Genomic DNA, 12,040 nt, shown 5'->3' with positions numbered 1-12,040 from the left:
ACCGACGCCGGTAGAGCGAAGGGATGCCCACGAACATGAACTCGGATCCGATCACCGAGCTGGAGGCCGAGCTGGTCGACATGTGGCGGCGCGGGCGGATCCAGTCACGCGAGCGTGCCCGGGCGATCAACCCGAAACTCGACCCGGCGTGCTATCCGCTCCTGGCGATCCTCGCCTGCGGGGACGCGGTGCCGATGTCGGCTCTCGTCGCCGAGTTGGGAGTGGAGAAGTCGACGCTCACCCGGCAGATCGACGCCGTCGTCCGGCTCGGGCTCGTGGAGCGCCGGCCCGACCCGCAGGATGCGCGGGCTCGCCTGGTCGTGCTCACCGAGCCGGGGCGGGCCCAGCTGACCGAGTTGCGCGAGTCGGCGATCGCGCAGTGGCGCGAGCGGCTGTCGCGCTGGGATCCCGCCGACGTCCGGCAGCTGACGACGCTCCTGCGGAGGCTCGCGGAGAGCGCGAACTGAGCCGAGTCGGCGCTCCCCGCACCCGATAGTTGCGCGCTGCAACTATCGGGTCTATAGTTGTACTACTCAACTAATCGGGAGGCTTCATGATTGCGCCGGACACCGCGGAGGTGCTCATCGATCACCTGCGCGACATCGTCCGGAGCAGTCGCGAGGTGTCGGCGGCGCTCGTGCGCGAGCCCGACGGCGAGTTGCTCACCGTGCCGCTGGGGGCGCTGCTGTCCCATGTCGCCGCCGGTCAGGGGCGACGCTGCAACGCCCTGGCGGATCGGATGCACATCACCCCCTCGACGTTGAGTCGGCACATCGCCCATGCGGAAGAACTCGGCTATCTGGAGCGAGTTCCCGATCCTGTCGATCGCCGGGCCACGCTGCCCGCGTTGACCGACGAGGGGGCCGCGGTTCTGCGTCGCCACCGTGCGCGGCAGAGGGAATGGTTGCTGGAATCGATCGCGGACTGGACGGACGCGGAGGTGCAACAGCTCGTGGACGGGTTGGCGCGCCTGAGTTCGTCGATGCGGGACGCGGTCTCGGCGCACTGACGCCGGAATCCCAATTCACTTTTTACGCAACTGTTTTCGGGGTATCCCGAAGAATTCGCGAGGTTTCTGCATGAGCACATCCGTCAGCCGGGCGACCGGCGCACCCGATCTGGCGGCGGACTCGCCGATGACGCACCCGCAGCGCATCCAGGCGCTCGTGGGCCTGCTCCTCGGCATGTTCGTCGCGTTCCTGTCGTCGACCATCGTTTCCAATGCGCTGCCGACCATCATCACCAGCCTGCACGGCACGCAGGACCAGTACACGTGGGTCGTCACGGCGACGCTGCTGGCGTCGACTGCGACCACCCCGATCTGGGGCAAGTTCTCCGACCTGGTCAGCAAGAAGCTGCTGGTCCAGCTGGCGCTGGTGATCTTCACGATCGGCTCGGTCCTGGCGGGTCTGTCGCAGTCGGTCGGCATGCTCATCGCGTTCCGTGCCGTTCAGGGTCTGGGCCTCGGCGGCCTGCAGGCGCTGGTCGTCATCGTCATCGCGACGATGTTCAGCCCCCGCGAGCGCGGCCGCTACCAGGGCCCGATGGCCGGTGTCATGTCGATCGCGACCGTCGCCGGACCACTGATCGGCGGCGTCATCGTCGACACCAGTTGGCTCGGCTGGCGCTGGACGTTCTTTGTCTGCGTCCCCCTCGCGGTCATCGCGCTGCTCGTCATCCAGCGGACCCTCAACCTGCCGGTCGTGCGCAAGAACGTCAGTATCGACTACATGGGCGCGCTGCTCATCGCATCCGGCGTCAGCACCCTGCTGATCTGGGTCACGTTGGCGGGCAAGAACTTCGACTGGGCATCCGGTGCGTCGTTCGGGTTGGTCGGACTCGGTGTCCTGCTGCTGATCGGTGCAATCTTCGCCGAGACCAAGGCCAAGGACCCGATCATCCCGCTGCGCCTGTTCAAGGATCGCACCACCGCGCTGGCGACCCTCGCCAGTGTCTCGGTCGGCGTCGCGCTCTTCGGCGCCTCGGTGTTCCTGGGGCAGTACTTCCAGATCGCACGTGGCTACTCGCCGACTGTCGCGGGCCTGCTGACGCTGCCGATGGTCATCGGATCGATGGTGTCGTCGGGCGTCTCGGGGGCGCTGATCACGAAGTTCGGCCGCTGGAAGGGCTTCCTCGTCGGTGGCGCGGTCATGATGACCGCCGGATTCTTCCTGCTGTCGACGATCGATCACGAGACCAACATGGTGCTGCTCGGCAGCTTCCTGCTCGTGCTCGGTATCGGCATGGGCATGACGATGCAGAACCTGGTCCTGGCCGTGCAGAACACGGTCAGCCCGTCCGACCTGGGGTCGGCCAGTTCGGTGGTCTCGTTCTTCCGCTCGCTCGGTGGCGCGGCCGGTGTCTCCGTCCTCGGTGCGGTGCTGTCGAGCCACGTCGGGGATCTGACGATCAAGGGCCTGACGGCGGCCGGTGTCGACATGAGCCACGCCGGCGGCTCGGGTGCGGGCCTGTCGAACCTCAAGGAACTGCCGGGTCCGATCGCGGACATCGTCCGCGGCGCCTACGGCGACGCGACGGCACGGATCTTCCTGATCTCCGGCATCGTCTCGCTGATCAGCTTCGCGGCGATCTTGTTGATCAAGGAGGTCGCGCTGCGCACCTTCAGCGCGGACGAGGCGCGCCGCGCCGAGGCGGCCGGCGAGGACATCGACGCCGAACTGGCCGAGATCGTCCAGGGCGACCCGGTTCTCGTCGACCCCGTCCCCGCGGACCCGACAGAGGTGAAGCGCAGGTAGCGCAGGACCGACTCGGTTCGGGGCCGGGTGCCGTCGTCGACGACACCCGGCCCTTCTGCTGCCTCGGCCTATTGTGGGCGCATGGGCAGCACCCGATGGCAGCGTGAACGATCCGCGTCCGACTCCCTCGCCTACATCGAGCGGTTCGCTCGGCTCGAGGCCGAGGGGACCGACCTGCACGGCGAGGCGCGGGCGGTGGACGCGATGCTGCCGCGCGGGGCCCGCGTTCTCGACGCCGGTTGCGGCACAGGGCGGCTCGGCGCGGAACTGGCCCGACGCGGTCACCACGTCACCGCCGTCGACCTGGACCCGGTGCTGGTCGCGGAGGCCCGCAAACATGCCGAGCTGACGGTGCACGAGGCCGACTTGGCGACGTTCGACCTGCCGGGGGAGCGGTTCGACGCCGTCGTCGCCGCCGGCAACGTGATGATCTTCGTCGCGCGCGGCACCGAACGGCAGGTGCTCGGGCGCCTCACCGACCACCTGGTTCCCGGCGGGCTGCTCGTGACCGGGTTCGCCACCGACTACGAGTACACCGTCGACGAGCTCGACACCGACCTCGCCACGGTCGGGCTGGTGCGCGAGCACCGGTTCGCGACCTGGGATCTGCGGCCGTGGCACGACGGCGCGGGGTGGGCGGTGACGGTGGCCCGCAAGCCCGGGCGCTGACCGACGAGTCGGTTTCGGTTACCTTCTGTGCCGACAATTTCGTCGACCACGAGGGGGACATCAAACGTGTCGGAACCGACCTACAACCAGCCGCCGACGGGCGAGCCGTTCGGCGGCCAGCCCGGCTATGCGCAGCAGCCGTACCCGAGCGCGCCGCAGTACCCGACAGGGTCCGCACCGGCCCAGTACGGGGGACAGCCGCCGGTGCCGCCGTCGAACGCCGGCTGGGCCGTCGCGTCGATTCTCTTCTTCTGGCCGCTCGCGTTCGCCACCTTCAACCACCTGCATTCGATCCTTCCCAGGTGGGCGATGGGCGACTACCAGGGCGCGCAGTACGCGTCGGAGCGCGTCAAGACGCTCGGCAAGATCGCGCTGGGTATCGGCATCGGCCTGTTCGTGCTCTCCATCATCTCGTGGTTCATCATGGTCGCGGCGTTCGCGAGCGCCGTGGACTCCGCCACCACCACGACCTACCAGTGGTGAACGGTGGCGGTGGTCGGCCCTGGAGCACGGCCGACCACCGCCACCCCGCCGTGACGCCGTAGAATCCCTATACCGTGAGCCTTACCCTCGGAATCGTCGGACTTCCCAACGTCGGCAAGTCGACCCTTTTCAACGCGCTGACCAAGAACGACGTGCTCGCCGCGAACTACCCGTTCGCCACGATCGAGCCCAACGTCGGCCTGGTCGAGCTGCCGGATCCGCGGCTGAACAAGCTCGCCGAGATCTTCGGTTCCGAGCGCCTCCTGCCCGCCACGGTGTCGTTCGTCGACATCGCCGGCATCGTCAAGGGCGCCTCCGAGGGTGCCGGCCTGGGCAACAAGTTCCTCGCCAACATCCGTGAGGCCGACGCCATCTGCCAGGTCGTCCGCGTGTTCGCCGACGACGACGTCGTGCACGTCGACGGTCGCGTCGACCCGGCCTCCGACATCGAGATCATCGAGACCGAGCTCGTGATCGCCGACATGCAGTCCCTCGAGAAGGCGCTGCCGCGGCTCGAGAAGGAAGCGAAGAAGAACAAGGACCTCAAGCCCCAGCACGAGGAGGCGCTGAAGGCGCAGGAGATCCTCAACGAGGGCAAGACCCTGTTCAGCGCGAAGGACAAGCTGGACTTCGGGCTGCTGCGCGAGCTGCACCTGCTCACCACCAAGCCGTTCCTGTACGTCTTCAACGCCGACGAGGCCGTGCTCACCGACGAGGCGAAGGTCGCCGAGCTGCGCGCGTCCGTCGCCCCGGCCGACTCGGTGTTCCTCGACGCCAAGGTGGAGCACGAACTCCTCGAGCTCGACGAGGAGGACCGCCAGGAGATGCTGGACTCCATCGGCCAGTCCGAGCCGGGCCTGCACGCCCTCGCCCGCATCGGCTTCCACACTCTCGGCCTGCAGACCTACCTCACGGCCGGTCCGAAGGAAGCGCGCGCCTGGACCATCCACAAGGGCGACACCGCCCCGCAGGCCGCCGGCGTCATCCACACCGACTTCGAGCGCGGCTTCATCAAGGCCGAGATCGTCTCCTTCGACGACCTCGTCGAGGCCGGCTCCATGAACGCCGCCAAGGCCGCCGGCAAGGTGCGCATGGAGGGCAAGGAGTACATCATGCAGGACGGCGATGTCGTGGAGTTCCGCTTCAACGTCTAGAGGATCTGGTCAGAGGATCATTTCCGACCCTCCGTCCGCAGTGCGTCCGCAGCAGAACCCGCAGAGGCCCGGAACATCTCGTCCGCGGCCCTGCGGGTTCTGTCGTTCGTATCCGGCCACAGATGTGAGTAGCTGTTCAGCGTGACCGTGGGGGAAGAGCAGACAGGGCTGTGGCCGGGCCGGTCTTCCCGGCGGTACGCAGCAACAAGGCTGCGCCGGCCTGCGCCACGACACCGCTTCCAGCGGCATCGACGGACATGCGGGGATAGGGGCCGGGAGACTTACTCACCTGAATGGTGCTCCTCGAACTGGTGTTGATTCAACTGTCGCAAGTCGAATTGTCCCAGTTCATGGCACCATTCTTCGTTTGTGGCACGGGCTTCCGCAGTCAGCGTGCAAGTGCGAGGTCAGTCCTGACACTCGTGCTCGCCCGGGATGGGACGATCTGGCCGCAACGTTGGGCGGTGCGGCTCCGCGGTGGACGCGGGAGCTCCGTGTCTCCGAGGCGTCACGGAACCGGCCTCCCGGCGCATGGCCGACCGGCCCTGGCGACCGGCCCGCATCAACAACAACAGCAGCACAGCCACCCCGGCGAGCACAATGCCGATCAGATTGACGCCGAGTTGAGCAAGCGAGCTCAGCACGACATGCCACTTTCCCGTGAAGACCGCGACGACGGCCAAACCGGCAGCTGGCACCGTTGTTACCGAAATGAACACGCCCACCAGGACCGTGGAGGAGTAGGTGACCAGCGCCAACATGCCTGCCGCCCCCGCCAGCAGCGCCACCACCAGCGAGAATGGCCCCACCTCGTAGATGAAATCGAAGGCGCGGGCGTTCTCGACATCACCGACCCCGATCCAGCCGAGGCGTATCCATAGCAGTGTGGCCAGCGCGGTGACCACCATCGCGGCCGGAAACGAGATGGCCAGGGTGCGTGCCGAATTCCGCACGAGCCCGATGTCCCGGCGGACCAGACCGACCGAAAGCGCTGCCAGCGGTCGGAATTCGGGCCCAACCACCATCGCGCCGACCAGGGTCAGCGGCGAGGCCGTCGCCACGCCTACCGCCGACAGCAGGAACGCGATCGCCAGAAACGCCAGGAACGTGGGAGTGAGTCGGGCCCCCTCGCGCGCCTGACCGAGCAACTGCTCCCACACCACCGTTCCGTCCGGCCGTGTCGGAGCCGCAGCGTCCGCCCGCTCCCCGGCGCAGGAAAGCACGGTCCCTGTCGGCTCGAACAAAATTCCGCCCGTCCGCACCAGATCCAGAGCGGTCAACGCGGCGAGCACATCATTCGCGCAGGCACGCGCCACATCCGCCTCGATCACATCGCCGGGCGGATCGATGGAGGCACTGATGGCGAGCGTCACATGGGTAGCGCCGGGTTCGGCGGCCAGCATGTGCAGCACTTCTCCGGTCCGCTCACTCGGCGAGATGACGCGCAGGTGAAGCACAGTATGGCCTCCTTCAGTCGGCGGTGGTCTGAGGTGCGAGCAGCATCGACGGCCGGTTCATCACGAGCAACCGTAGCGGGCGTACTTGGCCACCCCTGGCCTACTGGTGTCCTTCTCGGGTTCGGTCATGACACTTCTTCGACGTCCTGGAGTAGGTCAGGATCGTTGGTTTCGGCTTCGATGTCTCCACGTCGAAGAATGTTCTCTCTCAATAGGCAGTCGAGTCGTCGAGAACACCGCGGTGGCTATTACCAGACTTGCGCACCTGAAAGGTGCTCCTCGAACTGGTACGAATTTGTCCCTAGACGATCCCATTCGTCGCAGTTCAGGGGACCCTTCTTCTTTCGCGACAAGGGTTTTCGCTCAGTCAGCGTGAAAGCCCGAGGTTGGGAGTGTAAGGGTCGTCGTTCCGGTGGGGTCTGTCGTGTCAGAGGCCCTCGCGGTGGTGTCACGTGGACATCTTAGAGTGGTGGGGCGCTTCAGATTGTGCCCTGTTGATGCGCCGGCGAACGCGACGACTACAGCTGCTGAGGCCGGGGGCCGGAGGCGCGGTTCGCCGCTGGGATCGCGTTGTCGGCGGCGGCCATACCGCGCAGGACGTTGGCACCGGCTCCGTAGGAATGAAGCCGGGCATCTCACGTGCATCCCCCTGTTTGCCCGCGCCCCGACCTCGGACGGTGCCGGATGCGGATACTTCGGTCCCAGCTCGGAACGGAGCACATCGAAGTTCGACGCAGAGCGCTCGTGTTCGGTGCCACCGGCATCGCCGCGGGTTGCTGACGCATTTTCGACAGCCCGTCCGCAGGGCGTCCGCAGCAGCACGAAGACAGTCCAAGACAGCGATCCGGACCGGATGAGAGCACCCGCCCGCGCGGGCGGGGCTTGTCGTCATGTCAGGGCCGAGGAGTTGGCGGCGTCAGCGGAGAAGCAGCCCGCAGGACCACATTCCTCGCCGCATGCACCGCTACTGGAACCCCAAAGACCGGTCAGGAGCCGAGCGAGCCCGTACTCAGTGACCCGAAGTCGAGTGAACCACCCAACGATCCGGCATCGACGGAGCCGGGTCCACCAACTGGATTCCACGATCGGCAGCCAGTGGCTATGAATCCGTCGTCGCCGGGCTCAATCGTGACGGTGACCGGCCCAAAGGAATTCCCATGCTCAATCGTGGCGATGCCGCCCAAAGGCAGCTCCTTGATGCGGGACCACGTGCAGGGCAGCAGGCCGCCAGGCCAGGCGCCGGCCGTCGTGTACGTCCCCGGCTGAACGTCGAAGCCGACGCGGTAGACGCCGTCCACCAAGATCCGGGTTCCTTTCACGTCCAGAGATCCGGTATCAGCGGCTGATGCCACACCAGCTCCGCCCACCGCAATCGCGGCAGTGGCGGCCGCGGCGACCACGCCCACAACCAACTTCGTCGGCCTGCGCACGGGCATGACTGATCGACCAGGCATCTCGGAACCTCCCCCAAGTAGTCTCTCGCGCTCGGCCTGCGCGTCCGGGGGATCGTAGCCTGAACCCGACCGTGGAGCCGTCGAAACGACCGGGGAAGTCTGCAGGCCGCGTGCATGCACGCGCGGTCGCTGTCGACCTCTTCTCTCCGGCGGCGAGCGCGGCCGATGATGCCTCTTGATTTCCGAGGTGGGCGGAACGGCACCGTGCAGTTCGCTTTGGGACACGGATGGACACGGTGCCGCCCGATCGCCGGCGGTCATCCATCCCTGCCGCAAGATGCCTGCCGCCGACTACGGCCCGATTTGGAAGCGCGCTGCACCGCGGAGAACCGCGTGCATTGTGCGGCCCGGGCCGCAGGGTCGACGGTACTCGCGTCCATTTCGACCGGGAAGTGCAGAAGACCCCGCACCAAGGGGTAGCGCGGGGTCTTCGATGCGCTGATGGCACAGTCGTGTAGCGAACCTATCGGGCGAGATAGTTGAAGATCAAATCACCGAACCTGCGAGTGGCGCGCGGGATGTTCGGTGACAGGCGCGTTACCGCGCCAATCGAGCACAAAACGGCAGGTGAACACGCCGGCCGTTCACCCCGGCAATTCACCCCGCAAACGAGCCCGATAGGTCTGTTCTGCCGACTACTGTCTCCGGGACGCGACCATGGAACCCAGGGGGAAACGGAATGCGCAAGTCCATCGCTGCCGGCGTCGTTGCGGCAGCATCGGTAGGAATCATCCTCGGGGGCACAGGAATTGCCTCCGCCGCATCCAAGACCATCCCCGAGGGGTGGGGTGTCTACCTCGTGAACAGCCAGATTCGACCCGGCATCTACACCACCCAAGGTGCGCCCGCCGGTCAGACCTGCAGCTGGGTACGCGGTCGCGGCGAGCCGCTCCGAGTGGAGACGATCGCGTCCGGTAAGGCCAAGGGCCCGGCCACGGTGAAGATCGAAGAAACCGATGACGTGTTCATCACCAGCGGGTGCAGCGGGTGGACGCTCGAAAAGCCGCAGCACGAGGGCTTCCTCTCCTCCGGATCCCTGTCCGGTTCACTCGACTTCGGCTCGCTGACGCGCACCCTGACAGGCTCTCTGGAGGTTGGTTCGGCGGCCGGTGCGCTCGGTGGCTCCGTTGCTGCTGGTTCCCTGATCAACGGATCGTCGGCAAACGGATCCGCTGCGAACGGATCGGCTGGTTCTTGACAGCAGTGAAGCGCGCCCCAACCGGTTTCGGTTGGGGCGCACTGCTTTCAGGACAGATTGCGGGCAGTTTCGCCGAGACGCCGACGTCACGCCGTCGCACGCACGCGTGGCGCCCGCTCAGTGCCCTGACAAGGGCGCCTCGCTCAACGTCCGGTGGGTGACGAACCGTCGCGGCATATCCGACAGTGGATCGGTGAATTCCAGTTCTCGCGCCAGCAATTGGAGTGGGAGGGAGTGATCGTCCGGCGTCTCCGGTAGGAGGTCGGGATACCAGTGGTCGCCCAGGATCCCGACGCCGAGCGCCGCCAGATGCACCCGCAACTGGTGCATGCGTCCGGTGTGCGGACGCAGGATCGTGTGCAGCACAGCGCGTCCGGAGGCGCTCACGCCGGTCCCGCGCACCTCGATCATCGTCTCGGAGTTGGGCTCACGGGCGTCGTCGATGACGACCCGCAGCTCGCCGCGTCGCGACTCGATGTGGTTGCGGTAGACGACGGGGACGGCGTGCCCGGCGAGCGTCGGTGCGTCCGGGTCCCACCCGAGCGGTAGTGCGGACACCGCCTCGTAGACCTTTGTGACCTGCCGCTTCTCGAACAGCGACTGGTAGGCGCCGCGCGTTGCGGGGCGGGGCGAGAACATCACCAGTCCGGCGGTCGCCCGGTCGAGTCGATGGATCGGCGTCAGGTCCGGGTTGTCGAGGCGGGTCCGCAATCGGACGAGCGCCGACTCGCGCAGGTAGCGCCCGCCCGGGGTGGTCGGGAGGAAGTGCGGCTTGTCGATCACGACGAGGTCGTCGTCGACGTGCAGGATCTCCTCGTCGAACGGCACCGGATCCTCCACCGGCAGATCCCGGTAGTACCAGATGAACACTTGATCGCCCAGCGCCGTGTCGCGACCGACCGGACGGCCCTCGGCGCCCACGATCTCCCCGGCGTCGAAGCGCCGGTACAGCTCGTCGGCGTCCATGTGGTCGAACCGCGCGACGACGTAGTCGGCGATCGTCGCCCACGGCCCGGACGTCGGGACCCGCAGCCGCGTCGGTCCGACCCCGTCTTTGACGGGCAGCGGTGAGGGCATCGGCATGTGCGTCATCATCCCAGGGCGAGGATGGCCGAGAGCGCACGCCCCAGCGCGTCGGCGGGGTCCGCCGGCATCTCGTCCGCTCGCCATCCGACGAAGTCGTCCGGCCGGATCAACAGGGCCCCGGACGGGGCCAGCCCGGTGGCCGCCGCCCAGGCGCCGTCGGTGTCGACGACATCGCCGTCGGCGCCGATGCGGTGCACCGCGATGGGGATGCCCAGGTCGGACGACGTCGAGGCCGCGGCGACGGACCAGCCGACCCCGTCGTCCGCGGTCAACAAGGTGAACCCGGTACCCAGCAGGTCGAGCGTCGAGACGCGCTCCCCGTCTCGCCGCACCCAGACATGCGGCACCCGGGTGCCCGGTTGTGCTCGCAACTCCTCCACCAGTGACACGGCATCGGGGTCGTCCGGCGCGGGCTCGTCGGTCACCACCGCCGCCGACCAGTACCGGTAGCCGACGAGCATGTCGAACAGCGGCCGCTCCTCGCCGGCTGGGAGTTGCGGTCGGTCGTCGTCCAGCCGCAAGAACGCCATCGCGGGCCCGGTCAGTGACTGGCGGGCACTGAACCGCCCGATCGGGTGCCGCTCGGCGTGATACGTGGCGAGCAACCCCGGTCCGGCCGTGCCGTCGAGAAGTGCGGCCAGTTTCCAGGCCAGATTCTGTGCGCTCTGGATGGCCGCGTTGGCGCCCCCGGCCTTGAACGGCGGCATGGTGTGTGCCGCGTCGCCGACCAGAATGACCCGTCCGCACTGGAACTGGGCGGCCACTTGCTCATGGGGCTGCCACGGCGCGATGTCGACGATCTGCACCTCCATCGGCTCACCGATGGCCGCGAGGAGCATGTCGTGACAACGCTGCGCGGTGAACTGCTCGGCGGTCTCGCCCTCGCGGGGGAAGTAGGTCGTCACGAACATGCCGAGATCCCCCTGGGCCACGAGGAAGATCCCCTCCACATCGGAGTTCTCGACCTGAACGCCGTCACCGTCGCCCAAATCGGGAACCAACCGTCGCCAGGGCGCGCGGAAGTAGACGAAGACGACGAAGATCGGTATCGGGCCGTACCCGGCGGTGGCCACCCCCAGCGTGTCGCGAATGCGGCTGTGGACACCATCGGCGGCGATCAGGTAGTCGGCTCGCGCGGTGTGCTCCGTACCCGAATCCAGGTCGTGCAGAACCGCGGTGACACCCCTGTCGTCCTGCTCGAACGACGACAGCGATGTCCCGTACCGCACCTCGCTGCCGTGCCCGCGGGTGTACGCGAGCAGGAGCGGCTCGAGCCTGCTCTGCGGTAGGTACTGTGCGGACGGTTCGGGGCTCAGCTCGTCGAACTGAGAGAAGATCGCGGCGACGCCGAGAGCCGGCTTCTGAACAGGGCTGTTCAGCGTCGGCTTGACGACCATGTCGGATACGCCTTCGGCGACCGCGTGCACCTCGTCGGCCAGCCCCAGGCCACGCAGGATCTCCAGAGTGCGGAAGCTCAGGTTGCGGGCCTTGGGGTAGATGAAGATCTCGCGCCGTTTTTCGACCAGCAGCGACCGAACTCCGTGCTTGACGAGCAACGCCGACGTTGCCAGCCCGCCCGCCCCGGCACCGACGATCAATACAGGGACATGCTCGGCATCCATCACCACAACCGTCCTCGGCCGTCCAAGCCGAATCCACCGGCGTTGCGCCCGGTTCGGTCGACGCGTGTCGGGCGGTGGCGTCGCGGTTGAGCTCAGACGGGCGGGACGCCGCCTCGCCGGGCGGTGTCGACATATGCGGGGCAACGACTTTCAACGTTACT

Annotated in this window: 11 protein-coding genes; 7 read left to right on the top strand and 4 right to left on the bottom strand. The window is 67.3% G+C overall.

Features of this window, described 5'->3' with window-relative positions:
• Positions 1-35 precede the first annotated feature (35 nt).
• From ABI214_RS06560 to ychF, 6 genes are all read left to right on the top strand, one after another.
• The gene (locus ABI214_RS06560; protein WP_348611358.1) at positions 36-467 is read left to right on the top strand and encodes a MarR family winged helix-turn-helix transcriptional regulator; all 432 of its coding nucleotides are present in this window, start codon (positions 36-38) and stop codon (positions 465-467) included.
• 86 nt (positions 468-553) lie between these two features.
• Positions 554-1,009, top strand: a complete 456-nt coding sequence (locus ABI214_RS06555; RefSeq protein ID WP_348607570.1) for a MarR family winged helix-turn-helix transcriptional regulator — start codon at positions 554-556, stop codon at positions 1,007-1,009.
• 70 nt (positions 1,010-1,079) lie between these two features.
• The gene (locus ABI214_RS06550; protein ID WP_348607567.1) at positions 1,080-2,756 is read left to right on the top strand and encodes an MDR family MFS transporter; all 1,677 of its coding nucleotides are present in this window, start codon (positions 1,080-1,082) and stop codon (positions 2,754-2,756) included.
• 81 nt (positions 2,757-2,837) lie between these two features.
• The gene (locus tag ABI214_RS06545; RefSeq protein ID WP_348607564.1) at positions 2,838-3,425 is read left to right on the top strand and encodes a class I SAM-dependent methyltransferase; all 588 of its coding nucleotides are present in this window, start codon (positions 2,838-2,840) and stop codon (positions 3,423-3,425) included.
• 66 nt (positions 3,426-3,491) lie between these two features.
• The gene (locus ABI214_RS06540; RefSeq protein WP_348607561.1) at positions 3,492-3,908 is read left to right on the top strand and encodes a CD225/dispanin family protein; all 417 of its coding nucleotides are present in this window, start codon (positions 3,492-3,494) and stop codon (positions 3,906-3,908) included.
• Positions 3,909-3,982: 74 nt separating this feature from the next.
• Positions 3,983-5,062 (top strand): redox-regulated ATPase YchF, encoded by a 1,080-nt coding sequence (gene ychF / locus ABI214_RS06535; RefSeq protein WP_348607558.1) that lies wholly within the window; start codon positions 3,983-3,985, stop codon positions 5,060-5,062.
• Positions 5,063-5,469: 407 nt separating this feature from the next.
• Here ychF and ABI214_RS06530 read toward each other — a convergent pair whose 3' ends face one another.
• The gene (locus ABI214_RS06530; protein ID WP_348607555.1) at positions 5,470-6,519 is read right to left on the bottom strand and encodes a DUF389 domain-containing protein; all 1,050 of its coding nucleotides are present in this window, start codon (positions 6,517-6,519) and stop codon (positions 5,470-5,472) included.
• 986 nt (positions 6,520-7,505) lie between these two features.
• The gene (locus ABI214_RS06525; RefSeq protein ID WP_348607552.1) at positions 7,506-7,871 is read right to left on the bottom strand and encodes a hypothetical protein; all 366 of its coding nucleotides are present in this window, start codon (positions 7,869-7,871) and stop codon (positions 7,506-7,508) included.
• A 781-nt stretch (positions 7,872-8,652) separates the two neighbouring features.
• On the opposite strand from ABI214_RS06525, the gene ABI214_RS06520 reads away from it, so the two are divergent.
• Positions 8,653-9,171 carry a hypothetical protein gene (locus ABI214_RS06520; protein ID WP_348607549.1) on the top strand — a complete coding sequence of 173 codons (519 nt, stop codon included), beginning with the start codon at positions 8,653-8,655 and terminating at the stop codon, positions 9,169-9,171.
• A 117-nt stretch (positions 9,172-9,288) separates the two neighbouring features.
• Here the strand turns inward: ABI214_RS06520 and ABI214_RS06515 are convergent, their stop codons facing one another.
• Both ABI214_RS06515 and ABI214_RS06510 read right to left on the bottom strand, forming a co-directional pair.
• Positions 9,289-10,263: a pseudouridine synthase gene (locus ABI214_RS06515; protein WP_348611352.1), complete on the bottom strand. Its 975-nt coding sequence runs from the start codon at positions 10,261-10,263 to the stop codon at positions 9,289-9,291.
• Positions 10,263-11,879, bottom strand: a complete 1,617-nt coding sequence (locus ABI214_RS06510) for an FAD-dependent monooxygenase (RefSeq protein WP_348607546.1) — start codon at positions 11,877-11,879, stop codon at positions 10,263-10,265. Before ABI214_RS06510 ends, ABI214_RS06515 begins: the two co-directional genes overlap by 1 nt.
• Between the last annotated feature and the right edge of the window lie 161 nt (positions 11,880-12,040).

Origin of the sequence: Prescottella soli, assembly GCF_040024445.1 — a bacterium.
Classification (GTDB): Bacteria; Actinomycetota; Actinomycetes; order Mycobacteriales; family Mycobacteriaceae; genus Prescottella; species Prescottella soli.
The sequence above is the reverse complement of the archived record's forward strand: the minus strand, read 5'-3'. Positions and strand labels throughout refer to the sequence as shown.

Coding starts and splice junctions, on each gene's coding strand:
- ABI214_RS06555 (WP_348607570.1), top strand. CDS start 554: ATGATTGCGCCGGACACCGCGGAGGTGCTCATCGATCACCTGCGCGAC.
- ABI214_RS06560 (WP_348611358.1), top strand. CDS start 36: ATGAACTCGGATCCGATCACCGAGCTGGAGGCCGAGCTGGTCGACATG.
- ABI214_RS06520 (WP_348607549.1), top strand. CDS start 8,653: ATGCGCAAGTCCATCGCTGCCGGCGTCGTTGCGGCAGCATCGGTAGGA.
- ABI214_RS06515 (WP_348611352.1), bottom strand. CDS start 10,263: ATGACGCACATGCCGATGCCCTCACCGCTGCCCGTCAAAGACGGGGTC.
- ABI214_RS06550 (WP_348607567.1), top strand. CDS start 1,080: ATGAGCACATCCGTCAGCCGGGCGACCGGCGCACCCGATCTGGCGGCG.
- ABI214_RS06545 (WP_348607564.1), top strand. CDS start 2,838: ATGGGCAGCACCCGATGGCAGCGTGAACGATCCGCGTCCGACTCCCTC.
- ABI214_RS06510 (WP_348607546.1), bottom strand. CDS start 11,879: ATGGATGCCGAGCATGTCCCTGTATTGATCGTCGGTGCCGGGGCGGGC.